Raw genomic sequence first — 21,848 nt, forward strand, 5'->3', positions numbered from 1 at the left:
AGGTAGTCTAATTAAAGTATTGCCACGATTTTAATCTTATATATTTGATTGATTTTTAATTCCGCAGCAATGAACTCTATTTTCCCGGCTCAATATTCTACCTTATCGGCAACGGCCTTAAATAAATATCTCATTGACGGTTATCAACTAGAACAGGATACAACTTGTAGCTTACTAATTAGAAATGTGAGCGATACTTAGCTGGTAGAGAACACAAAAGAGCGATACATATTTAAAATTTATCGTGATTCTCACCGCAAAATAAATGAGATAGAAGCCGAAGTGGAGTTATTAAATGTTTTAAAGTCAAACGGAAATTCGGTTTCTCATCCATTAAAAGATAGAAGTGGGAAACAAATACAACAATTTAATGCCATTGAAGGGACACGAAATGGCATACTATTTTCTTGGGCTGAAGGAAACGTAATCATTGACTTGAATGAAGATCATTTAATCACACTTGGTAGAGACATTGCCAAATTACATCAAACCACTGTAAATCTAAAACTTAAGCATCAGCGACAACAATTCAACTTCGAAACACGCTATTAGCGCCATTGAGAACTTTAAAGCCTCATTTTAGAGAAATGGCTGATGAATATGAATATCTTAATGCACTATCTAAAAAGGTAATAGATAAATTTTCATCATTTAATACCTCAAATTTTTCTTATGGTTATTGCCACTACGACTTTTTTCCAAAAAACTTTCACTTTGACAAGGGTGGTAAAATCACTTTCTTCGATTTTGATTTTGCAGGAGAAGGTTATTTAGTTAACGATTTGATGTCGTTTTTGAATCATTTTTTCTTCCATCAATTAAATAACCGGATTACCAAAGAGCAAGCAGAAGTAGATTTCAATATTTTTTTAAAAGCTTATCAAGAAATAAGGACGTTAACCGATGATGAAATATTGGCAATTCCCTATTTAGGAATTAGTTTCCATATCTTTTTTTTAAAATTCTTTTACGATAATTACGATGATTGGTCTAACACATTCTTAACGCCAAGGTATGTAAAGCATCGGGTAGAATTGATAAAAAAATGGGTAGCGCTTTATTGTAACTTTTAGCAAAAAATGTATTAAATATCGCAAGGCTTGGTTATCTTGTGTATAAAAAATCAACCTAAAATGGATCAGAAAATCATTACCCTTTACGACGAATATACCCACAGCCAGGTAAGCAGAAAAGATTTCATGAAAAAGCTTGCGCTTCTTGCTGGTAGCACGGCATTAGCGTTGACTATTTTACCTATGTTAGAAAATAATTATGCTGCTGCAGCTGATTTTAATAGTGATGACATTGAAGTAGAAAATGTTACTTACGCAGGTGTTGATGGTGATATGAAAGCAGTTTTAGCAAAACCAAAAGGCAAAAAGAAGTTGGGTTGTGTTTTGGTTATTCACGAAAACAGGGGCTTAAACCCACATATCATTGATGTAACTAAACGCATTGCAGCCGAAGGTTTCTTAGCGCTTGGCGTAGATGCACTTTCTCCGCTTGGAGGAACACCTACAGATGAAGATAAAGGGCGGGAACTAATAGGCAAGCTTGATCCACAAAAGAACCTTCAAAATTATTTGAAAGGACTGGAATATCTGCGCAACAGGAAAGATGGAAATGGTAAAGTAGGTTGTGTAGGGTTTTGCTGGGGCGGTGGAATGGCCAATAAACTGGCTGTTAACGATCCGAAATTGCAAGCTGCTGTAGCTTATTATGGCGCACAAGCTAATGCAGCCGATGTACCCAAAATTAAAGCCAGTTTGATGCTACATTATGGTGGCTTGGATGAGCGCATAAACGCTGGGATTCCCGCCTATGAGCAAGCATTGAAAGAAAACAAAATAGACTACAAAATTTATATTTACGATGGCGTGAACCACGCTTTTAACAATAACACTTCGCCAACTAGGTACAATGAAGCCGCAGCTAAATTGGCTTGGCAACGAACTGTCGATTTGTTTAAAAGTAAACTTTCTATTTTAACACGATAGCGGTTTAAAAAAGATCTGTACGTAGCATTTCTTTCAAAATATTCGATTGTACATCGAAATTATTGAGATGATTTAGAAAGTTGATATCAGAAATTTTCTGGTAGCTGCTTTCTAATAAATCTTGCACATCTTTAGACATGGCCGTTTTCATCACGGCAGCATTACTTTTCAACTTATCATTTTTGTATTCTAATTCCTGAACAATTCTTTCTCGTTCTGAAAGATTGTTTGACGTATCGAGATCTTTAAAAACTGATAAATCACATATCAGGAACAGATTTCTGCTGGGATAAAACAGAAAATAAGTCTTGTTATCCAAAAACTTATATACCTCGATAATTAATTCGCCAGATTTTAAACCCAGATGAAACTCTGTTCTAAAATCGAACTTACAAAGTCTTCCCATTAATTTCTTTTCAATCACAGCATACGCATTCGAATAAACATTTTTACCTTGATAATCGACCAATTGTGATAACTGGTCGGCTGTTAAATCGAAATAATAATCGTTTGCGTACTTGGCACTGAATACGTTAATATTTTTTGAGAATGGAAAATCGGTACTTAAATCAGAGAGATTGTTGTAGAGTCGCCTAAGCGATTGGTTTACTTTTAGTGTTTGCTTCTGTTTATCTTGCGTGAATTTATTTTTATCATCAAGCGAGCCTGATATTTTATCGATTAGGGCTTCATTCAGATCAATTTCATCATAAATTAAGGCCACATTTTTCTCATTGCTTTTCTTAATTTTTCGGAGTAAGGCAATAACACTATCTGTAAATTGTAAATGAAAAAGATCGAGTTTTTCTATTTCCAAATCTTCATTATTGGAAAATAGTTGATGAATAACCTGCGTTCTTAAGAAGATTTTATAAATAATTTCATCATCAAAAAACGCAGAGAGCAACTGTAAACGGTTGATCTCTGCGTTTGATTTATTTAAAATATTTAAACGGTATTCATCCATAGTTTAGTTTAGCTCACCCTCGTCACGTTCTTTTTCAACTCTGCTTCTAAAGTTTTCAATTCACCATCAAGCACTTTTCTGCTCTGTGCTCCAGCTTCATGAATCTGTTTCACTTCGTTTAATGTTTCAATTAACGAAGAGGTTGTCATTTTTAATGTCTCCAAAGAAACAACAGTTTTTTCGTTTTCTTTAGCAACATCGATACTATTTTGTTTTAACATCTCTGCATTCTTCTGCAAAATGGTATTTGTTGTATCCGAAACCTTCTTTTGCATTTCTACATTGGCTTTTTGCCTTTGTAGTGCAACCGCAATGGTTAACTGGTTTTTCCAAACCGGAATGGTTGTAGAAACAATAGATTGTGCTTTTTCTGCAATTGATGTATTGTTATTTTGCACTACCCTAATCTGAGCCAGAGACTGCAACATAATGAAACGAACAATTTTCATATCCGCCAAACGTTTATCCAGGCGGCTGGTGAAATCTCTCAAATCAGCTATCTCATAATCTTGGTAATCTGCAGGTCTGCCTTCCATTTCGGCAAGTTTAAGCTGCAGTTCGTTGTATCTCAACTGACCAGAAATAATTAAATCTTCCATTTGTTTGATGTAGCTTACATTGCTATCAAACATGGTTTGTAAAGCGGTATTATCTTTAATTGAGTTTAACCGACCAGCTTTGATTTTGTTGGTGATCTTATCAATATTATTAACCACCACATCATATTTCTGAAACAGTTTTTTCACATCAACAACCAGATTTTTTAAAAATGGGATGCGAGAGATAAAACTTTTGAAGCCACTTTGTTCCAGTTCAGAAACATCAATATAGTTCAGTTCGGTAAGCAGTTCGTTAATAAGACCGCCCACTTCACCACTGTTGTAAGTTCTTACCGATGCTAAGAAATCGTTACTGTATTTCTCCATCGAATTTTGTGCTTCACTTCCATAATTTAAAATGGAATTCACATCAGATGGTTCTAAAGATTTTGCAAGTTCTCTATATTTTGCAGTTTCTTCAGTGGTAATTACTTCGAGATTTACATTGCCATCTTTATCCAGTTTAACTGGCGTTAAATTCGGGATCGCTTCGTTTGGGTTGGTTTCCATAGTTATATTTAAGCTGTAAACTATAAATAGTTTTGAGTTACAGTTTTAACCGTTTCTTCTAATTTTTTATCGCGGGTTGGTTCTCCGATGGCATTGAATTTCCATTCGCCATTTTTTTTGTAGAAAACGCCCATAACCATAGATACTGAGCCTTTAAAGGCAGCATCATTTGCAATATCGTAAGTAGCGAAAACCTCATTCACACGTTTGCTGGTGCCTTCGTAAATACGGATAGAAGCAAATGGAATGGTACCAAAGTCATGTCCTCTAAAGCTATTTAAAACAAAAGCTACGTAATTAACATTGGCATCCAATTGAGCTAAATCCAAAGTAATTACTTCGTTATCCAGGCCATCGTCGCCACCCATGTCGCCAGTTAAATCATCGCCACTGTGCTTTACCGATCCGTTTTTAGATTTTAAGTTACCGAAATAAACCACCTCTAAAAGTTGCTTACTGTCGTTATATAAAACACAGCTGGCATCTAAATCTACGGCTTCTTTTGATGAACCGAAACCAAACATTCCTTTCTTTTCGATAGCGCCCCAGTTAATACCAACACAAACATTTTGCAGCTTGCTTCCGTTTGATTTTTCTAAATTGATTCGCTGACCTTTTTGAAGATTGATTGCCATAATTTTATTGATATTTGTTTAAATAATCCTGTAAACCACCTTTCATTCCCATTCCAACCGCTTCAAATTTCCATTTGCCTTCGCGTTTGTAAATTCTGCCAAACTCAACTGCTGTTTCGATTGAAAAATCTTCTTCCAATTCATACTTCAAAATCACCTCATTGGTTGTGGCATCGAATATTCTTACAAAAGAGTTTCTTACCTGACCAAAGTTTTGTTTTCTGGTTTCAGCATCGTGGATGGTAACCACCACACAAATTTCGCTTACTCTTGGATCTATTTTAGTCAAATCTACTTTCACTTGTTCATCATCACCATCACCATCCCCAGTTAAGTTATCGCCTGTATGTTCCACTGCTCCATCAGGAGAAGTTAAGTTGTTGTAGAAAACAAAATTTTCGTCAGAAACTAATTTTTTCTGATCGTTTAAAATAAAAATCGAGGCATCTAAATCGAATGCAGCACCAGTTGAAGAGCTGTTGGTATCCCAGCCTAAACCGATTGTAAATTTAGGTGCATCAATGTTTTCTCTTTGTCCTTTTTGCAAGTTAATAGCCATATCTTAAATTAATTTATAGTTGTTATTTTTGATGTAATTTTTAATTTGATGTAAATTTTTGGCGTAAGCTTCAATGGTATGATAGCCATTTCCTAGCGCCAAATCGTACAATTCGTTTATAAAATCGCCATTTCTACGTTCGAGGAAGATGCTAAAACTTTCTGAAGCGGTATTGAGAATATACTTAACAATTCTGGTGTTGAAACAAAAATCCCCTCCATCTATAATTTCCTCCAAATCGAAAATTGATTTGATTTGGTGGTAATTTAAGAAATTCTCTACGTTTGGATGAATGTTTTTATTCACCAACTCGGCAAAGTAGAGCATATGCATTTCATTTGATAAGCCATACGCTTTAGCCATTTTCAAAATCATTCGCTCATGGCTACCCGTTATCCTGATATCATCGAGAAATAATAAGGTTTTTCCAACTAGAAAATCTTTATCAATGTGAAAAGAATCATTTCCTATCAGGCTTAAACGTTCTTCGGCACTTAGCTCGCCATAATCTTCCTTGTAAGTAACCGTTCTGTGCACTTTGGTTTCTTGCACCTGTAAGCCTCCGTTTTCTACCAACCAGCGATTTAGCTGAGAAACGAAATAGTTTTTCATTGCAAAGGTAGCTGTGGGAATAAAGCTATACGGACTTGAAATGACCACAATTTGATCAGTAATCAAATTATCAGCCAGGTAATATTTAATGAATCCGTCTGCCAAATCCTTACCAAATGATTTTGCAATGAAGTTATCACCAAATTTAAAGCGACTGTAATGATCGGGATTGAAGCCAAAATCGGCTGTGTTATCAATTTTGTGAAGTGAGTACGTGTAAGGAATCATGAAAGTAACGTTAAAATAGATTGATTATTGGAGTTGATCAACATACTTTGTATACCCATTGCATTAGCGCCCCGAATATCAGCATGCGGATTATCCCCAACATGAATAATGTGTTGTAAATCAAGCTCGGGATGTTTGCTTCTATCAATGTTGTTTAACATCAATTCGAAAAATTTAGGGTTTGGTTTTGATAGCCTTACCTCATCAGAATACAATTGAAAATCGATAAATTGATCTATTTGTAAATGATGGAGCACCTTTTTTAAGGTGTTCCCTTTGATGAATCCGGTATTACTTAAAATATTAGTAGAACTTAAATTGCTTTCTTTTATTTGAGAAAGAACGGGTAAACAATTTTCACAATATACAAGCGGCATGTGTTCAAAAAGCAGCTCTTCCATATCATGGTAAATCTTCTCTAAATCTACCTCGTTAAAAGCAAAACTGAAATCGTTAATCATGCTAATCACCATGAGGTACATTTCATCAGCATCAACATTTTTACCGGTTTTTTCGTTAATGGCATTCACCATCAAATCTACCTGGCGAAAAATAGCACCGACCTCATCCATACTCTTTTGCTTTGCATTAAACTTCGCATGAAAGTATTTGGTTCTTTCGAGTTTAAACGTTGGGTTTGATTTAATCAACGTTAACCAAAGATCGAATGAATAATGTTTGTAAAAAGCCATTGCGCCTATTTCCTAATCTGTGTTATAAAATTCTAATATTACAAAATTGATTGTAGAACTAGAAATATTTGATTGTAAGTTTTATCACAGATAAGCTTTGTTTTTGATATTTAGATAGAGCAAAGAAACAAAAATATTGAACTTAAATGCACTCAACCAAAAATTTATTATACCGTTTAGAACGAAGATTGGTCCTTCTGTTACAGATTAACAATAAATTAATTTAGGCTTAACTGATAAACAGATCCTTTTTCTCCAGCCAAAATAATAGCCTTGCCTTTTTTACTTCTTTGAATAGCATTAAAACTTTGATCAGAAATATGTTTCCAATTTATACCGCCATCAACGGATAAATCGGTACCTGATGTGCCTGTAGCTACCAGCGTTTTTGCATTAATGTAAGTTACGCCAGATCGATAACCCAAAACTGGTGTAATAGGCTTTTCCCAAGTTTGGCCACCATCACTGGTAAGCAGGACATTGTTAGTATTTATTTTATCCTGAACATAATCGCCGCCTACAACAATACCTACTTTTGAATTATAGAAATCCATAGAAAATGGACCTGTAGTTTCTTTACCTTGCCAGATTGGGCATTTAAATACGCTCCAATTTTGACCGTAATCATCAGAATAATAAATATTGGAAACCATACCTCCGGTTGAAATCCAAACTTTGCCACCCGATAAGCTTTTAATGGTGCTTCCACTCGCAGCAAAGCCAGCCTCACCTTTTGCTAAGGATACTTTTAAATTAGAAGAGATATCCTGCCAGGTTTTACCCGCATCTACAGTTTTGAGTAGTTGCATTTTGTCCTTAATCGGATCGCCAAAAATAATGCCTTTGTTTTTTTCCCAAAATCCTAATCCATCCAAAAAAATGGCCGAATCTACGTTTTTGTAATGTTCAGTCCAATTTGTACCGCCATCAATTGTTTTTAAAATGTAAGCCGGTGAACCTGCATTTACAATAATAGCTTGTTTATCATCAAAGGCTTCGATATCTCTAAAATCGAGTTTTTCGTAACCCTTGGGTTTAACCCATTGCCAGTTTTTACCACCATCAACAGTTTTTCCAACTGATCCATTGCTTCCACTTACCCAAATTACCTTATCACTTACCACACTTAAGCCACGTAAACTGGTTCTGGTGTTTTCGTTCAGTGGTTTTAACGAAACCGATTGTGCAGCGCAAAAAAAGGTGCCATTAAAAGGCACCATAATATTTTCTTCATCTTAACTATTTTACTCTTCTAAAGGTTTCCGAACGTCCAAGGAGTGAAATCCCTACATAACCGCGAACATTTAACACATCATTTCCTTTCAAAGTCATGTTACAGCTATAAGTTTTACCACTTTTTGGATCATAAATAGTACCATCAGTCCACTTGCCATCCTCATAAACAAAGTTCTTCAAAATTTCTAAATTAAGCAGTGGTCTTTTTTGCAAGCCAGCATCTGGATTTCTGGCATCTAACTTTGGTTTTCCATTTAGATTTGGTTCTTTCATCCAGGCCAACTTTCCATAATATTTATCTCCTTTTTTGAAGATCTCTATTTGTCCTTCACCAGATGAATTAAGCCATTTACCAACTATAGCATCTTTGCTTTGCGCCAATGCCGAAAAAGAAACAGCCACAAAAAGCAGCAGCAAAAAGGGAAATTTTCTCATATTTTATTATCAGTTAGTTTTTAAAGATAATTAATCATCTTTTATATTGAAACAATAAATAAAGCAAAAAAGTATGAGAAAGTTTTAATAAGGGAAAATATTATTTAGAAATGATAGGCAAATATTTTTGACGGTAAGCGTAAAATAAAAACAAATTAAATAATAACATTACACCAACCATAGGTAATTCTTTAGGGCCTAAAAAAGCATGATATAAGAAAATATTTAAGGTTATTGGAAAGATAATTATTGCTGCTAATGGTGCCGTTCTTCCTATCAATAACATCAGGCCAGCTATCAACTCTGTAACTTTAATTAAAGGAAATAAGTACTTTGCTACCATAATTCCCGACATAAAGGTGGTCTGATCAGCCGTCATTTTGGGCATTTCGCCCATTGAAATATTAAAAAGAACTGGTACTGAGGCAAAAACATACATGCCTCCTAATAATACGCGAATAATAATTACTACAATTTTCATGTTTTAGGTTATTAAGTTTTATGTTGTCTGTTTTATAAACTTAACCAGTTATTTACAAACTGCTCCAATGCAGATTGCTTCATTTTGATGTCTTCCACACCATAAAATCGAGCTTCTCTTCTATCTTTCCAACTTCCTTGTAAAAACGATGGGTCTTCAATCATTTTGCCATCATAAAAGATAAATATAATTTGAACATATCCCTTTGCCCTAAGATTAAATGCAGCCATATCTTTCTTGCTATAAAAGCTTGGTGCATTCCATTTTACCCTTTCCTTTATATCACTGTTAGCATTGATCATGATGGAACGCAACAGCAATATTTCTTCCTTGTAAGGATGATTCAACTGGTTGATAAATTCATCAACTTCGGCTTTGCCACTTAAACCAAGTTTCTTTAACGGCATGATGTCTTTGTTAGTTGAATATCCATCCAATTTTGCCACTCTCCATTAACTCTTTGTTCCCAAGTACCTTCTATTTTATTAAGCTTAAATTTACCTTGAAAGCGTTCACTATCGGCAAAAATGAGAATGATGTCATCAATTATTTTTATTGTAGATATTGATATTGACCCATCACTCCCAAAGGCTTGTGTTCTAAAAACATCTTCCAACTCATCATAATGAATAATTTCTACCGAGCTAGTCTTCACATCCGCAAAACAGATATCCACATAATGTATCATAAAAAAAGCACCGTCTATCCATTTATACACATCGGTACCAATAATGCTTTTTTCATCAACTGTTCGCCCCTGGGTAGTCCAATTTCCTACAAAGGGTTGTAAAAGCTCCAGTTTTTTGTTCCTCATTAACGTTTATCTTTTGAATTCAATTGATGCAAACAAGTGCAATTTTAGTTAACGATTACATATAACTCATTCCTGCGTAGCCCAGCAGCCTTCTCCACAGCGCAATTTGTCCGATGCAGTTGGCTTCGCGATAGCTGGTAAAACTAATCATATCAAACAAAGTCATTTCCATGCCTGGCATTTCTATTTTTTGATTCAATTTTTCTTCTGATGCATTAATCAATCCCTCATGAAGTAAGGGCGAAATCGATTCCCAATCTTTTTTAAAATGAGCTAGTGAAGGATAAGTAGCGTCATCAATTATGCCATGGCTATCTTTAAAAAGTTCACCTGTTAAAAATTCAGCATCAATACCCAATAAGCTTGCAAGATAATAGCGACCAGAAACTACACTCCCGGTTATCCAAGCGATGTGGTTTGCTTTCGTATCCAATCGTTTTTGCGCATCTGTTTCCTTGATTCCATCTAGCGCTCTTACAAGAAAATCGGTCTGCATTTCATATAACACGATGAAACCATAGAGTTTGCTGCATTTTGGCTGTACACTCATAATTAAATTCTTTTATTAATGACAAAATAAAATTAGCGAATACTATAAACTAAAATGTTGCTATTTAGGTCATATTGAGGGGGTAAATCAGACAGGCGAACTCCTACTCATAAGACAATTTAAGAACAATTACGACGAAAATTTATGCAGGCTCCAGAAAGATACATCAACTAATTAAATAGTTTTCAACACTATTTTTTGAAATGTTTATAATTATTGAGATTATTCAGCGTTTCTACTATAATATTTATGATAACTTAATGTTATAATTACACTAACCAAATAATCAACATTATGAGCACTTTCCTAATTATCACCGCAGCATTTTACATATTATCTTTTGGTCTTATGTTATATTGTTATTTCTCAGCTGAACAAATTCCCAGCGACGACGAAAAATTTTAATACATTCCCATCTAAATTAACGCTCATCAAGTATTCAATTAAAAATGAATAGCAATGCCTGGATTACAGCTATCCGAAAATCAGATCGATTACTTCCCATCAATCCACTTTAAAATACTTGTGGTTGTTCCTGTATAGTACAGAATTAGAAATACTACAAGAAGTACAATTAAAATCCAAAGAATTGGCCAACCTTCAAATTTTCGTTTTGAGGTTGATTGATAATAATCATCAAAATTCTTATGCTCATTTTCTACCCTATTTACCCCATTTTCAGGTTTTGGATCAGACAGATTGCTCATAAAATATATTCGGTTAGTATACAAAACTAACTTTTAAACTCAACATTAAAAAATATGTTGCAATATTAATGAGATTTTGCTGCCTTAAAATTTAAATGGATAATCTCATCATACATTTAAACTTTGCATAGAGTGCCTCTATATTTTAATCGCACAAAAAATTAGATAAATTATTAATGGGCATTCATCAAACAATCTTTATAAATGCAAAAACCCATCTAACAGATTTATTAAATGGGTTTTTTCGATATGTGTTAGACGGAATTAAGCTCTGAATCCACCAGATACTTCGATTCTTTGTGCATTAATCCATTTAGAATCATCTGAGCAAAGAAATGCAACAACGCTTCCAATATCATCAGGCAAACCGACTCTTCCTAAGGCAGTTTGTGAAGAAATAAGCTGGTTATATTCTGCACTATCACGAACCGCACCGCCCCCGAAATCTGTTTCGATAGCTCCTGGAGCAATAGAATTCACTCTGATTTTTCTGCTTCCCAATTCTACAGCCTGGTATCTTGATAATGAATCTATAGCTGCTTTCATTGCGCCATAGGCTGAATAACCTGCAAAAGAAAATCTTGCCAAACCGGAAGAAGTGTTCACCACGCTGCTTCCATCATTTAATAAAGGCAATAACTTTTGCGTTAAGAAATAAGGCCCTTTAAAATGGATATTTGTCATTGCATCCAATGTTTCTTCAGTTGTAGTTTCGAAACTCTCGTTAATTCCGATTCCGGCATTATTTACTAACGCATCTAATTTTGCTGAAGAAAATTGGGTATCTAAAAGATTTTTTACCTCCGAAACAAACTGATTAAATCCAGCAGTTGAAGAGATATCCAAATGTAATGCAAATGCTTTTTGCCCTAATGCTTCGATTTCTTTTACTACTTCGTCAGCAGATTCTTTCTTTGTTTGGTAGGTTAGAATAATATCAAATCCTCTATTTGCTAATGCGATAACTGAATCTTTACCCAACCCGCGGCTGGCGCCTGTTACTAAAGCTATTTTACTTGTCATTTTTTTTTCGTTTTAATTACTATAACAAAGATGATCAACAAAGCCAAGGAGGTGTTTGTACAAATCAAACGAAAATTTGCGAAAATCAAACAATAGCTAATTCTCTGAAATGTTGTGGCGATTGGTTTCCATATTTCTTAAAAAAATTTGAGAAATGTGCTACCTCTTCAAATCCTAATGTGAAGGCAATTTCAGAAACATTCCAGGAAGTTTGTGTAAGCAAAATTTTAGCTTCTCTAAAAATGCGACTGCCAATAATTTCGCCGGTGGTTTTGCCTGTCGTATCTTTCAAAACTCTGTTAAGGTGGTTGATATGAACGCCTAAAATCCCGGCGAAATCTGCTGGAGTTTTTAATTTTAAGATTTGACTAATATTTTCAATTGGAAACTGTCTTTCCAAAAGTTCTATAAATAAAGTTGTGGTTCTCGAAGCGGCAGTTTTAATGTTTTCTACCGGCAGAATAGGCTTTAATTTTTGCCCAAAATGAATCAGCTCCATCAGATAGTTCCTTAATAAATCGTACTTATAAATATAATCAGATTGTATTTCCTCATGCATTTTTAAGAAAACCGTTTCAAATTTTTCATACTGTTCTGTTGATATTTGATAGACGAAATCGCTTTGCGGCGAAAAAACAGGTAGATTGTCGAGTTCTAATCCAATCTTAGACGCAGGAAGAAAATCTTTGGTAAAAACGCAAAAATGTCCAGACTGATCTGTACAAAGATGGGTGTAGTTATAAGGGATTTTAGGAGAAGCAAACAGCACAGCGCAATCGTCAATCACCACCGTTTTGTCTGCATATTCCACTCTATTTTGCCCACTAATCAAGCTTATCTTGTAATAAGTTCTCTTATTGTAAGGCATCCCTGTTTTCGAGGTGCAGGTCTTGGCAATTTCTGAAATATCAAAAACATTGAAATGGCCAACATCTTTATGAATGTTATCCGTTAGAAATTGATTTATATCGGGACAGCTTTCTCCCAATATATCCTGATAAAATTCTTTGATCGTGATGGAGTTCATTTTATTTGTAAAAATCAAAGATAAGTCTTTGAAATATAAAATTACGATTAATATGCAAGACCAGATGCAAGTCTCATACGCGGTTCATTTTAATCAACTGACAAGGGCTGGAACTTCATTTCAAAATCGAACCATAATGTCTTTCCTACAATTTCTGATCGGTTGTAAAACGTTCTGTTATATAACTTTCTATTGCCTAGGTCAAGGTGGTTACACTATTTATTTCAAGCAGAAGAATATAACTGTACTTAAAACGTATTTACGCAAAAAAGCCCTGTAGATTGAATTTACAGGGCTTTAACATTCACAAAAGTACTCGAGAGGAGATTCGAACTCCCACACCCGTACGGGCGCCAGCCCCTCAAGCTGGTGCGTCTACCAATTTCGCCACCCGAGTAAGTGGAGTACAAATATAATTTTTTTTTAGGTTTTGGAAACAGAGATTTAAAATTCAATTTTCAATCCATCGTAAGCCAACCTGATGTTACTCGGCAAATGCTTTTCTACATATTCATGCAAACCCAAATTGTGACTGATGTGCGTTAAGTAAGTAATCTCTGCACCAACCTTTTGCGAAAATTCCATCGCTTCATTTAAGGTGAAGTGAGAAATATGTGGTTCATGCTGCAAGGCATTTAGCACCAGTATTTTTGTTCCCTTTATTTTTTCAAAACTAGCTTCGGGAATAGTTTTCGCATCAGTGATATAAGTAAAATCGCCAATCCGATAACCCGTGATTGGCAGTAAATGATGCATGACTTCAAATGGTATGATCGTATTCTCCCCTATTTTAAACTCTTCGCCGTTGTTAATGGTGTGAAGATTAATTTGTGGCAGACCGTGATATTTAGTTTCTGCAAAAATGTAATAAAACTCTCTTTTTAAAGCAGTTTGAACACGTTCTGTAGCGTAAACATCTATAACCTTATGGAGTAAATAATTAAAAGGACGAATATCATCTAAACCAGCGATATGATCTTTATGCTCGTGGGTAAATAAAACTGCATCCAAATCCTTCACCTTTTCACGCAAGAGCTGATAACGAAAATCAGGGCCACTATCGACAACAATAGTTTTATCGTTAGTTTCAATTAAAATTGATGTTCTTAACCTGTTATTTTTCTTATCAGTAGATGTACAAACTTCGCAGTTACATGCAATTACAGGAACCCCTTGTGATGTACCGGTGCCTAAAAAAGTAATTTTCATCGTAATGAACCTTCCTTTCTACATCTATAATCTGCTACCTGCGCTTGCATTAAAATAATTCGGTTTGTTGTAAAGAATGAAAAAATTGTCGTTGCTTTTCGTCTAATATATTTTCATCAGGATTGGTTTGCTTAACCAAAGCTACTAAAGCCGCTATTTTTCCTTCCAAATTGGAGAATTTATTAACCACGATAATCTTATTATGCTCCAGAAGACATGAACCCGTTTTAAAGTTACCTTTTTCATAGCGAACCTTAAAACCCATCGCAAAAAGCAATTGTTCTAGCTTCTCTAAAGTATGGTTTGTTAGTGGCAACGACATTGCAACAAACTTAGAGAAATCTATGCAGCATTCATAAAGACAGGCATGATTTTTTTAATCGCATTTGTAATGGCTGATTTGAAAGATTAGAGAGACGACAAGCGACATGCTGCTACAGAAGAGATTCCTCATTGGGTTAGAATGACAAACGGCGATGGTACATCTTGCAACAGAAAAAGGTTCAGCTGTTTCCAACTGAACCTTTTCAAAATCATTTCTCGCAAAGCGGAAAAATTATCTTAAATCTACCACTTCAACACCTGGATATTTTTTTGCATCGAATGCAAAAGTAGCTTCAGGGATATTTACGTTAGGAGAAAATGTTTTCACATTGTAAGTGTATTTGTTTCCATTTTTATCAAACAACACCACATTCGCAATTTGCTTAGCAGCCTTATCAATACTTAAACGAACTTTAAAAATTGATTTCTTCGCATCTACTGGAGTCAAATCTATCATTTGATAGGTTTTTGCTCCAACTTTCTCTTCGCCAGTGTAAATGTATTTAAAACCTTTTTCGTAAACGGTAAAGATTTTTGCAGGATTAATGGCATCACCGCTGTTATCTACATTGCTCACTTGCACTTCTTTGTCCTTTTTAAGGTAAGTCCATTGGCTTTTACCATCGCTAAATAACTCTTGGTTTGTCATGGCGACTTTGTACTTATTAGAGTTGGCTTTTACATACAAAGTACCTTGCTGTGTTTCTTTCACCTTAGCTTTTGGATTGTCCAAAGTGAAAGAGAAATCTGTTTTAACAATGTTATACGATTTGTATTTTTTACTTACTTCTGCTAAAATCGCCTTCGCCTTTGCATCAGTTTGAGCATAAGTTGATGTTGTAAAAGCAACTACAACCATTAATGCTGAAATTAATTTCTTCATCTTATATAAAATTTTTTCTTTGAAATGTTAGAGCGATTTTTTTAGTATTGGTTTAATCTAGCTCTTGTCGTCCATACTATTCAAGAACTGTTCCAAAGAATATTCATCTGGATATAAAACTTCCCGAGCTTTACTTCCTTCAAAGGGGCCAACAATTCCGGCAGCTTCCAGCTGGTCGATAATTCTACCAGCACGGTTGTAACCCAACTTCAGTTTACGTTGAATTAAAGATGTAGAGCCTTGCTGATGCATCACTATCAATCTGGCAGCATCCTCAAAAAACTTATCACGCTCGTTCGGATCGAAGTCAGCCTTACTGCCTTCGCCAGCCTCATCTATGTACTCTGGCAATTGGTAGGCATCCGAATAGCCACGTTGATTACCAATAAATTCAGAAATCCGATCTACCTCCGGTGTATCAACAAAAGCACACTGTAGCCTGATTAAGTCGCTTCCGGTAGATAAAAGCATATCTCCACGGCCAATTAACTGATCTGCACCACCACTATCTAAAATTGTTCTTGAATCAATTTTCGAAAGCACCCTAAATGCTAACCTTGCAGGGAAATTGGCTTTAATGGTACCGGTTATAATATTTACGGATGGGCGTTGCGTAGCTAAAACCAAGTGGATACCAATGGCACGGGCCAACTGCGCTAAACGGGCAATGGGTGCTTCTACTTCTTTACCAGCCGTCATCATTAGGTCGGCAAACTCATCTACAACTAAAACGATGAAAGGTAAAAAACGATGTCCGTTGTTCGGGTTCAGCTTCCGCTTGATAAATTTATCGTTATACTCTTTTAAATTTCTAACCTGCGCATCCTTCAGTAAATCGTAACGCTGATCCATTTCAATACAAAGTGAATTCAGTGTATTAACCACTTTCTTGGTATCGGTAATAATCGCATCGGCTTCTCCAGGAAGTTTAGCCAAAAAATGGCGCTCAATTCTGTTAAATAAAGTTAACTCCACCTTTTTAGGGTCGACCAATACAAACTTTAATTGTGCCGGGTGTTTTTTAAATAACAGCGAAACCAAAATGGCGTTAATTCCAACCGACTTACCCTGACCCGTAGCCCCGGCAACCAATAAGTGAGGCATTTTAGCCAAATCAGCTATAAAAACTTCATTGCTGATGGTTTTACCTAAAGCTATCGGCAAATCCATCGTATTTGATGTCCATTTTTCGGTATTCAAAATGCTACGCATCGGCACCATTTCTGGATGTTGGTTTGGAACCTCGATACCAATAGTTCCTTTTCCAGGCATTGGCGCAATAATACGAATACCCAGCGCCGCTAATGAAAGCGCAATATCGTCTTCCAGATTTTTGATTTTCGAAATCCTTACGCCTGGAGCTGGAATAATTTCATAAAGTGTAACCGTCGGACCAATTGTAGCCTTAATCTTATCAATTTCAATATTATAATGATTAAGCGTTTCTACAATTTTGTTTTTATTGGCTTCCAGCTCTTCGGCGTTGACAGAAATTTTATTGGTACCATAATTCTCTAGCAAATCGACTGTCGGGTATTTATAACCCGCTAAATCTAACTTTTCATCATAATTACCAAATTGTTCAACTAAATCTTCCGATTTTTTCTCTTCTTCCGTTTTTTCAATTGTAAAAGCAGGTTCCTTTTCTTCCTCCTGAACAGTCGGCTCCACTGTTAAAGGCATAGAAGTGGCTACTGTTGATAATGGTAAATTCGTAGCCAGCGGCGATAAAGTTACAGGGGCAATTACCTCTTCTTCTTCCTCTTTTCCTTCGTAACGGTTCGGCTGTATCACAACGTTTTGCTGTCTGCGTTCGGTGCTTATGGGAGCTTTATCACGCACAGGAAACTCGATCGGTGCCGATACTTCCTCCACTTCTTTATTTTGAGAAAATTTTTCCCTCACCTCATTTACATAATCAGGCGTTTCGTTATCCAGATAAACCTCTTTCTCCTTACGCTCCGGAAATTTAAAATCGATGTTATAAGCGATAATCAAAATTGTTAAACCTGCGAAAGCAATTAAGCCAGCTACACCAGCTGCCCCTATTTGCGCCGCCAATAATTTATTGCTCCAATAACCGAATTCCCCCTCAACATAATGTGGCGACTCCGACCAAAAGCCGTGAGCAAAACCTAAGGTTAGTGAGATGAACAATAAGAAGAAAAAACTATATCCTAAAGTTTTAGAAATGGAAAGAATTTTAACCTTGAATAGCAATCTATATCCAATAATGAAGAAAGCCAATACGAATAAAAACGAAGCAATACCGAACCATTCGTAGATAAATTGATGAGATAATAAGGCACCGAATTTACCTAACCAGTTTTGTACAACCGGAATATTAACGCCCGAATCTTTCAGCTCTTCAGCCGTTTTAAACAAATTTCCCCAGCCGCCGTTGGCATCAATAACATAACTCTGGTCATCTTGCCAGGTAAATAAATAAGATGTAAAAGCTATTAAAAAGTAAAGTGAAAGGATAACAAAAAACAGACCTACAATTTTTATTGCACGTCCATCCTGCAAGTCGAAACTTGGTAAATATTCTCTTTTTTCTTTCGGCTGGCGATTTGACGATGGCCTACCTGACGCATTTTCTGCACCTTTATCTCTGAATGTGTTGGTTTTAAACTGGTTTCCCCTTACCGCCATTTTCTGTACTAATGTTAATATTTAACAAATATAAAATATATAGTTGTATCTCTTGCGTTTTTAAATCAGCCTTAAAATAAATAAAATTATTAAGCCAGTATTAAACCTTAAACAGAAAAACTCGTCTATTATTTTAACAACACACAAGTTGTACGTTTTGTCAAATGAAACGGATTTTGTTTTAGGTTTTATCCCGTTTTGCCTGGAGAGGTTAAACGGGATTTTTATTGCTTTAGAAAATGTAAGTTTTGAGTTTTATAGGTACTGAAGTCCCGTTATCGCTGTGATCTTAATCAAGGTTTTGTTATTCGGAGGGGTAATTTATTTTATAAAAATCATTATAATAAAACTAATGAGATTGTGCCAAAGGGATTCCTCTGGAGCTTCTCCCGACAAAATCGGGATCGCAAAGATGGAAAGTTAAATCTGTCATTCTGAGCGCAGCGAAGAATCCCTAACCTACAAAACAGTAACTTAAGTAGCCGCACCACCTGAAATAAAATCTGCAAACTATTAATGTTTGGATCTTTGATTTAACAGATTCTTCGCTGCGCTCAGAATGACAAAGCTTTTGTCGAGATTTGTAATATCGACTAACAGAATTAAGAACGGTCGTCATTGCATGCCTGCGGCAGGCAGGCGAGGCAAGAAGCAATATTCTTTAATAAAATATACAGCAAATGAGATTGTGCCAAAGGCATTCCTCTGAAGCTTCTATCGATGAGAAATCGATCGGAAAGATGGTGAATTAAAAACGTCAATGGTAGGCACGAGGAATCTGTTTCATAGCTTGAAGATTCTTCGTGCCTCAGAATGACAACGTATTCAAGATTGTAACAACGAAAAAGTATTTCCGCTTTTATCGGGTTTATTTAACGAATGTTCTAAACTCTATCAAAAACCTTCTCTTGGAAACCGCTTAAAGCTGAGGTTTCAAACTCCATTAATTTTTTGTTAATTTAAATCGATTATTTGAACTAAAATCAATAACATGAGTATATCGGAACTCGAAGAACAAATTGAAGCAGGAAATTTGGAGGCAGTAAAAACGATTTTGATTCAAAATCCACAACTGGCAAATACGAATACTTCTCATCATATTTCTCCATTGCTACTAGCCTGTTATTATAAAAAGCAAAGCATAGCAGATATAATTGCAGAATTTTCTAATCAGCTGACTTTGTTTGAAGCTTGCGCTGTAGGCAAATTCGATACCGCTACCCTCCTCATTTTCCAAAACCCTGATGATGTTAATAAATTCTCTGAAGATGGATTTACGCCATTGGGCCTAGCTTGTTATTTCGGTCATGAAGAGTTAGCAAGATTTCTGGTCCTCAAAGGTGCCGATGTGAACTTAGCATCTAAAAATGGATTTAACGTTTTTCCGATTCATTCCGCAGTTGCGGCTAATAACATCAACATCACGAAGATGCTTTTAGATGCCGGCGCTTACCCTAACGTTTGTCAGAAAGCTGGCTTGGCGCCGTTACATACCGCAGCACAATTAGGGAATATTGAATTAATTATTTTGCTTTTGGAGCATGGAGCAGAAGTAGGCTTACGCATGGAAGGCGGAAAATTGCCAGCAGATTTAGCCGCAGAAAAGGGCTTTAATGAAATTGCAGAGATTTTGAGGGAGGAGTAACCCCTAGCCCCTAAAGTGGGAAAGAAAAGCAAGAAGTATAAGGTTGAAGATACCTGTTCTAAAATGAAGAGGTATAACTGAGGCGCATAAATCAAACACTAGAAAGGGAAAGACCCTTCAGAGGTTTGGGGTTCTACTCCCAAATCCTTAACCTAATCTTTTTCATGTAGGTTCTAATATCCAAAACAACCGCTGCCAGGAAATAAAACAGAATCGGAAAACCTACAGCCAGGAAAGAAGAATAAATAAAAAACAAACGTACTTTCGCCGTACTCATATTTAGTTTATTGGCAAGGTAGGTAGATACGCCAAAACTTTGTTGCTCGAAATAGGTGATGATTCTTTGAAACATGGTTAGCTCATTTTATTTATTGTTTATCAATATCAAAAAGGGAAAGCGAAGTATCAGCACTAATTTAACAATTATTTTGGTTAAACTCGGAGTTGCCCTATTCTAAAATGAGCTTTTCGAAGTCTTGCCTGTTTTCATGTTTAATGAATAAAATTTGTTGTTCTTCTAAACCTGAATACTTTTTCTTTAAATCATTTTTAAATTTTTCTATATCAACATCGGCATTCAATATCACTGTCAAAGCATCGGCGTTGCCTCTCACTTCGATAATTTTATCGGGATAAAGCTCTTTAAGTTCGTGTGGAAATTCCATAATGGATAAACCAATTTATAAGGTAGAAAGTTTGGTTAAATTTAAGTAGTTATGCCTGCTTTAAAATTTTTATACCAATACCACAAGATAGACATTTTTTCTGATCGCAATATTGTTTTTTCAATTGCAAAATCCCTTGCGATGCAAAAGCGTTATCTATTACTACACCTGCAGCGGTAAATTTTTCAGTAATTGCATTTTGCTCTGAGGGTAAACTTTCTAATAACTTAATCGCCCTGCTCACATAGAATTGTGTCCCGGTATGTTTGCCATAAGCAAATAGAAACAAAGCGACAGTGTTAAGCAAAATATTATCAATTGATGTTTTACCTATTTGAATACTTACTTCCTGCGTTTCTTTTTTAAAATGGTAGTGTGTTTTCCAATAGTCATTTACAGGGAGGTTTTCGAACAATCCACGAAGCTCAGCAACACCACTGATCTCCATCACTTTCGAAAATAGATGATTTGCTTTTACAATCAGTGCTGCAAATTGCGCCAAACGAATGGTTGGGAAATTTTGTGGCCGCATCCGCATAAATTTCCAAACGGAAACCTCGATGGGTTCTATTTTATATTTCTTTTGGAGAAACTGGAATTCTTTTTTAAGCCTTCCAGGATATTCTTCTTTAAAATTATCATTTAAAAATCCGGCTGAACCGAACACTAAAGCCTCAATTAACAGTGTATTATCTTTGTGCTTGCTATAGATTTGCTGTGGTATCGCCTTCGCGAAGAGTTCGAAAGGTAAAGCATTTACCTTGAAACCAAAGTTTCGGGCCATAAACCGATAGAAAGTTTCATCCCAATTACCATTTAATTCGTTGAGTGTTTCTATTACTACATGTGTTTTCTGTTCAAATCTCTCGATCAATGTTCTCGATAAAAATGAATCGACAATTAATTTATCTACAGTTTTAATTTGAGCGATGCAGGGAAAATCAGTTAATGTTAGAAACAAATTTTCGTACTTCTCAATTAACTCATCCGCAATGCGATTTTTTAATTCTAAGACAGGTAGAACAGAGCCATCCATTCGTTTAATTTCTACATCATTCTCATAAACCACATGCAGTATAACGTTATCATAACTTGCATCGGTTTGATGATTGTGTTTTAACCAATCTGAAGCCTTGATATGAATTTCAATATTCCCTGCCCAAATCGTTTCACCAAGCTGTATTTTACTGTTACTAAAATCAGGACCAGCATTTTTATTCAGAAAACCTTGATGAATAATCTTCAGATTTTCTCCATCAGCCGTTTTCAAATCATTATTGTCAAACGATCTAAATTGCCAAACATAATGAAGAAAATCTTCAGGAAAATTCATTATTGAAGATACTGAAATATTCCTTAAAGTTTTGGTTTAATTTGTCCGGTGCCGTGAATATA

Annotated in this window: 27 protein-coding genes and 1 tRNA gene; 5 read left to right on the forward strand and 23 right to left on the reverse strand. The window is 35.5% G+C overall.

Translation table 11 applies throughout. The features are described from left to right. Positions 1-69 precede the first annotated feature (69 nt). The 4 genes from ACZZZC_RS16725 to ACZZZC_RS16740 are packed head-to-tail and all read left to right on the forward strand — an operon-like array spanning position 70 to position 1,997. A complete protein-coding gene (locus tag ACZZZC_RS16725; RefSeq protein ID WP_463483187.1) occupies positions 70-201 on the forward strand; it encodes a hypothetical protein in 132 nt (43 codons plus the stop codon). Beyond that, positions 202-552, forward strand: coding sequence for a phosphotransferase (locus ACZZZC_RS16730; RefSeq protein ID WP_463486279.1), 351 nt, complete (start codon positions 202-204; stop codon positions 550-552). A gap of 5 nt (positions 553-557) precedes the next feature. Next, positions 558-1,073 carry a phosphotransferase enzyme family protein gene (locus tag ACZZZC_RS16735; RefSeq protein WP_463487723.1) on the forward strand — a complete coding sequence of 172 codons (516 nt, stop codon included), beginning with the start codon at positions 558-560 and terminating at the stop codon, positions 1,071-1,073. Between the two features lie 60 nt (positions 1,074-1,133). Continuing rightward, a complete protein-coding gene (locus tag ACZZZC_RS16740) occupies positions 1,134-1,997 on the forward strand; it encodes a dienelactone hydrolase family protein (protein WP_463487724.1) in 864 nt (287 codons plus the stop codon). A gap of 4 nt (positions 1,998-2,001) precedes the next feature. Here the strand turns inward: ACZZZC_RS16740 and ACZZZC_RS16745 are convergent, their stop codons facing one another. The 20 genes from ACZZZC_RS16745 to ACZZZC_RS16840 form a co-directional block, all read right to left on the reverse strand. Continuing rightward, a complete protein-coding gene (locus ACZZZC_RS16745; protein WP_463483190.1) occupies positions 2,002-2,964 on the reverse strand; it encodes a hypothetical protein in 963 nt (320 codons plus the stop codon). 8 nt (positions 2,965-2,972) lie between these two features. Next, positions 2,973-4,073 carry a toxic anion resistance protein gene (locus ACZZZC_RS16750; protein ID WP_463487725.1) on the reverse strand — a complete coding sequence of 367 codons (1,101 nt, stop codon included), beginning with the start codon at positions 4,071-4,073 and terminating at the stop codon, positions 2,973-2,975. A gap of 20 nt (positions 4,074-4,093) precedes the next feature. After that, positions 4,094-4,708, reverse strand: coding sequence for a TerD family protein (locus ACZZZC_RS16755; RefSeq protein ID WP_463483191.1), 615 nt, complete (start codon positions 4,706-4,708; stop codon positions 4,094-4,096). A gap of 4 nt (positions 4,709-4,712) precedes the next feature. Further along, complete coding sequence (locus ACZZZC_RS16760; protein ID WP_265797581.1) at positions 4,713-5,267, reverse strand: TerD family protein; 555 nt, start codon at positions 5,265-5,267, stop codon at positions 4,713-4,715. A gap of 3 nt (positions 5,268-5,270) precedes the next feature. Continuing rightward, the gene (locus ACZZZC_RS16765) at positions 5,271-6,107 is read right to left on the reverse strand and encodes a phosphoribosyltransferase family protein (RefSeq protein ID WP_463483193.1); all 837 of its coding nucleotides are present in this window, start codon (positions 6,105-6,107) and stop codon (positions 5,271-5,273) included. Beyond that, positions 6,104-6,799: an HAD family hydrolase gene (locus ACZZZC_RS16770; protein ID WP_463487726.1), complete on the reverse strand. Its 696-nt coding sequence runs from the start codon at positions 6,797-6,799 to the stop codon at positions 6,104-6,106. The genes ACZZZC_RS16765 and ACZZZC_RS16770 overlap by 4 nt, the downstream gene beginning before the upstream one ends. A 218-nt stretch (positions 6,800-7,017) precedes the next feature. Then, positions 7,018-8,019, reverse strand: a complete 1,002-nt coding sequence (locus ACZZZC_RS16775) for a WD40/YVTN/BNR-like repeat-containing protein (protein WP_463487727.1) — start codon at positions 8,017-8,019, stop codon at positions 7,018-7,020. A 19-nt stretch (positions 8,020-8,038) separates the two neighbouring features. Next, entirely contained in the window at positions 8,039-8,470 is a 432-nt protein-coding gene (locus ACZZZC_RS16780) for a DUF2147 domain-containing protein (RefSeq protein ID WP_463483196.1), read from the reverse strand. A 100-nt stretch (positions 8,471-8,570) separates the two neighbouring features. Beyond that, a complete protein-coding gene (locus tag ACZZZC_RS16785) occupies positions 8,571-8,951 on the reverse strand; it encodes a DoxX family membrane protein (protein ID WP_463487728.1) in 381 nt (126 codons plus the stop codon). A gap of 32 nt (positions 8,952-8,983) precedes the next feature. Next, on the reverse strand, positions 8,984-9,358 hold the full coding sequence (locus tag ACZZZC_RS16790) for a DUF1801 domain-containing protein (RefSeq protein WP_463487729.1): 375 nt from the start codon (positions 9,356-9,358) through the stop codon (positions 8,984-8,986). Then, positions 9,349-9,765 carry a hypothetical protein gene (locus ACZZZC_RS16795; protein ID WP_463487730.1) on the reverse strand — a complete coding sequence of 139 codons (417 nt, stop codon included), beginning with the start codon at positions 9,763-9,765 and terminating at the stop codon, positions 9,349-9,351. The genes ACZZZC_RS16790 and ACZZZC_RS16795 overlap by 10 nt, the downstream gene beginning before the upstream one ends. Positions 9,766-9,820: 55 nt before the next feature. Then, a complete protein-coding gene (locus tag ACZZZC_RS16800) occupies positions 9,821-10,315 on the reverse strand; it encodes a DinB family protein (protein WP_463487731.1) in 495 nt (164 codons plus the stop codon). Positions 10,316-10,809: 494 nt separating this feature from the next. Beyond that, positions 10,810-11,022, reverse strand: coding sequence for a hypothetical protein (locus ACZZZC_RS16805; RefSeq protein ID WP_463483201.1), 213 nt, complete (start codon positions 11,020-11,022; stop codon positions 10,810-10,812). A 264-nt stretch (positions 11,023-11,286) separates the two neighbouring features. Then, positions 11,287-12,045, reverse strand: a complete 759-nt coding sequence (locus ACZZZC_RS16810) for an SDR family NAD(P)-dependent oxidoreductase (protein WP_463487732.1) — start codon at positions 12,043-12,045, stop codon at positions 11,287-11,289. 85 nt (positions 12,046-12,130) lie between these two features. After that, a complete protein-coding gene (locus ACZZZC_RS16815) occupies positions 12,131-13,072 on the reverse strand; it encodes a helix-turn-helix domain-containing protein (RefSeq protein ID WP_463487733.1) in 942 nt (313 codons plus the stop codon). 313 nt (positions 13,073-13,385) lie between these two features. Continuing rightward, a tRNA-Leu gene (locus ACZZZC_RS16820) sits at positions 13,386-13,469 on the reverse strand. Positions 13,470-13,516: 47 nt separating this feature from the next. Next, positions 13,517-14,281: an MBL fold metallo-hydrolase gene (locus ACZZZC_RS16825; protein ID WP_463487734.1), complete on the reverse strand. Its 765-nt coding sequence runs from the start codon at positions 14,279-14,281 to the stop codon at positions 13,517-13,519. Between the two features lie 49 nt (positions 14,282-14,330). Continuing rightward, positions 14,331-14,603: a hypothetical protein gene (locus ACZZZC_RS16830; RefSeq protein ID WP_056849748.1), complete on the reverse strand. Its 273-nt coding sequence runs from the start codon at positions 14,601-14,603 to the stop codon at positions 14,331-14,333. A gap of 234 nt (positions 14,604-14,837) precedes the next feature. Beyond that, positions 14,838-15,488 carry an outer membrane lipoprotein periplasmic chaperone LolA1 gene (lolA1, locus tag ACZZZC_RS16835; RefSeq protein WP_463483206.1) on the reverse strand — a complete coding sequence of 217 codons (651 nt, stop codon included), beginning with the start codon at positions 15,486-15,488 and terminating at the stop codon, positions 14,838-14,840. A 57-nt stretch (positions 15,489-15,545) separates the two neighbouring features. Continuing rightward, positions 15,546-18,143, reverse strand: a complete 2,598-nt coding sequence (locus tag ACZZZC_RS16840) for an FtsK/SpoIIIE family DNA translocase (protein WP_463487735.1) — start codon at positions 18,141-18,143, stop codon at positions 15,546-15,548. A 991-nt stretch (positions 18,144-19,134) separates the two neighbouring features. Here ACZZZC_RS16840 and ACZZZC_RS16845 point away from each other — a divergent pair. Continuing rightward, positions 19,135-19,788 (forward strand): ankyrin repeat domain-containing protein, encoded by a 654-nt coding sequence (locus tag ACZZZC_RS16845; protein ID WP_463483208.1) that lies wholly within the window; start codon positions 19,135-19,137, stop codon positions 19,786-19,788. A gap of 133 nt (positions 19,789-19,921) precedes the next feature. Here ACZZZC_RS16845 and ACZZZC_RS16850 read toward each other — a convergent pair whose 3' ends face one another. The 3 genes from ACZZZC_RS16850 to ACZZZC_RS16860 all read right to left on the reverse strand — a co-directional run bounded on the left by ACZZZC_RS16850 (position 19,922) and on the right by ACZZZC_RS16860 (position 21,786). After that, the gene (locus ACZZZC_RS16850) at positions 19,922-20,140 is read right to left on the reverse strand and encodes a PspC domain-containing protein (RefSeq protein WP_056849744.1); all 219 of its coding nucleotides are present in this window, start codon (positions 20,138-20,140) and stop codon (positions 19,922-19,924) included. Between the two features lie 97 nt (positions 20,141-20,237). After that, positions 20,238-20,453 carry a hypothetical protein gene (locus ACZZZC_RS16855; protein ID WP_265797606.1) on the reverse strand — a complete coding sequence of 72 codons (216 nt, stop codon included), beginning with the start codon at positions 20,451-20,453 and terminating at the stop codon, positions 20,238-20,240. A gap of 49 nt (positions 20,454-20,502) precedes the next feature. Beyond that, a complete protein-coding gene (locus ACZZZC_RS16860) occupies positions 20,503-21,786 on the reverse strand; it encodes a DUF2851 family protein (protein ID WP_463483209.1) in 1,284 nt (427 codons plus the stop codon). Between the last annotated feature and the right edge of the window lie 62 nt (positions 21,787-21,848).

Source organism: Pedobacter sp. AC212 (genome assembly GCF_979258625.1).

Bases quoted from the DNA above. Each gene is read 5' to 3' on its own strand.
- ACZZZC_RS16725 (WP_463483187.1), top strand. From the start codon at position 70: ATGAACTCTATTTTCCCGGCTCAATATTCTACCTTATCGGCAACGGCC.
- ACZZZC_RS16740 (WP_463487724.1), top strand. From the start codon at position 1,134: ATGGATCAGAAAATCATTACCCTTTACGACGAATATACCCACAGCCAG.
- ACZZZC_RS16745 (WP_463483190.1), bottom strand. From the start codon at position 2,964: ATGGATGAATACCGTTTAAATATTTTAAATAAATCAAACGCAGAGATC.
- ACZZZC_RS16750 (WP_463487725.1), bottom strand. From the start codon at position 4,073: ATGGAAACCAACCCAAACGAAGCGATCCCGAATTTAACGCCAGTTAAA.
- ACZZZC_RS16755 (WP_463483191.1), bottom strand. From the start codon at position 4,708: ATGGCAATCAATCTTCAAAAAGGTCAGCGAATCAATTTAGAAAAATCA.
- ACZZZC_RS16760 (WP_265797581.1), bottom strand. From the start codon at position 5,267: ATGGCTATTAACTTGCAAAAAGGACAAAGAGAAAACATTGATGCACCT.
- ACZZZC_RS16765 (WP_463483193.1), bottom strand. From the start codon at position 6,107: ATGATTCCTTACACGTACTCACTTCACAAAATTGATAACACAGCCGAT.
- ACZZZC_RS16770 (WP_463487726.1), bottom strand. From the start codon at position 6,799: ATGGCTTTTTACAAACATTATTCATTCGATCTTTGGTTAACGTTGATT.
- ACZZZC_RS16775 (WP_463487727.1), bottom strand. From the start codon at position 8,019: ATGGTGCCTTTTAATGGCACCTTTTTTTGCGCTGCACAATCGGTTTCG.
- ACZZZC_RS16780 (WP_463483196.1), bottom strand. From the start codon at position 8,470: ATGAGAAAATTTCCCTTTTTGCTGCTGCTTTTTGTGGCTGTTTCTTTT.
- ACZZZC_RS16785 (WP_463487728.1), bottom strand. From the start codon at position 8,951: ATGAAAATTGTAGTAATTATTATTCGCGTATTATTAGGAGGCATGTAT.
- ACZZZC_RS16790 (WP_463487729.1), bottom strand. From the start codon at position 9,358: ATGCCGTTAAAGAAACTTGGTTTAAGTGGCAAAGCCGAAGTTGATGAA.
- ACZZZC_RS16795 (WP_463487730.1), bottom strand. From the start codon at position 9,765: ATGAGGAACAAAAAACTGGAGCTTTTACAACCCTTTGTAGGAAATTGG.
- ACZZZC_RS16800 (WP_463487731.1), bottom strand. From the start codon at position 10,315: ATGAGTGTACAGCCAAAATGCAGCAAACTCTATGGTTTCATCGTGTTA.
- ACZZZC_RS16805 (WP_463483201.1), bottom strand. From the start codon at position 11,022: ATGAGCAATCTGTCTGATCCAAAACCTGAAAATGGGGTAAATAGGGTA.
- ACZZZC_RS16810 (WP_463487732.1), bottom strand. From the start codon at position 12,045: ATGACAAGTAAAATAGCTTTAGTAACAGGCGCCAGCCGCGGGTTGGGT.
- ACZZZC_RS16815 (WP_463487733.1), bottom strand. From the start codon at position 13,072: ATGAACTCCATCACGATCAAAGAATTTTATCAGGATATATTGGGAGAA.
- ACZZZC_RS16825 (WP_463487734.1), bottom strand. From the start codon at position 14,281: ATGAAAATTACTTTTTTAGGCACCGGTACATCACAAGGGGTTCCTGTA.
- ACZZZC_RS16830 (WP_056849748.1), bottom strand. From the start codon at position 14,603: ATGTCGTTGCCACTAACAAACCATACTTTAGAGAAGCTAGAACAATTG.
- lolA1 (WP_463483206.1), bottom strand. From the start codon at position 15,488: ATGAAGAAATTAATTTCAGCATTAATGGTTGTAGTTGCTTTTACAACA.
- ACZZZC_RS16840 (WP_463487735.1), bottom strand. From the start codon at position 18,143: ATGGCGGTAAGGGGAAACCAGTTTAAAACCAACACATTCAGAGATAAA.
- ACZZZC_RS16845 (WP_463483208.1), top strand. From the start codon at position 19,135: ATGAGTATATCGGAACTCGAAGAACAAATTGAAGCAGGAAATTTGGAG.
- ACZZZC_RS16850 (WP_056849744.1), bottom strand. From the start codon at position 20,140: ATGTTTCAAAGAATCATCACCTATTTCGAGCAACAAAGTTTTGGCGTA.
- ACZZZC_RS16855 (WP_265797606.1), bottom strand. From the start codon at position 20,453: ATGGAATTTCCACACGAACTTAAAGAGCTTTATCCCGATAAAATTATC.
- ACZZZC_RS16860 (WP_463483209.1), bottom strand. From the start codon at position 21,786: ATGAATTTTCCTGAAGATTTTCTTCATTATGTTTGGCAATTTAGATCG.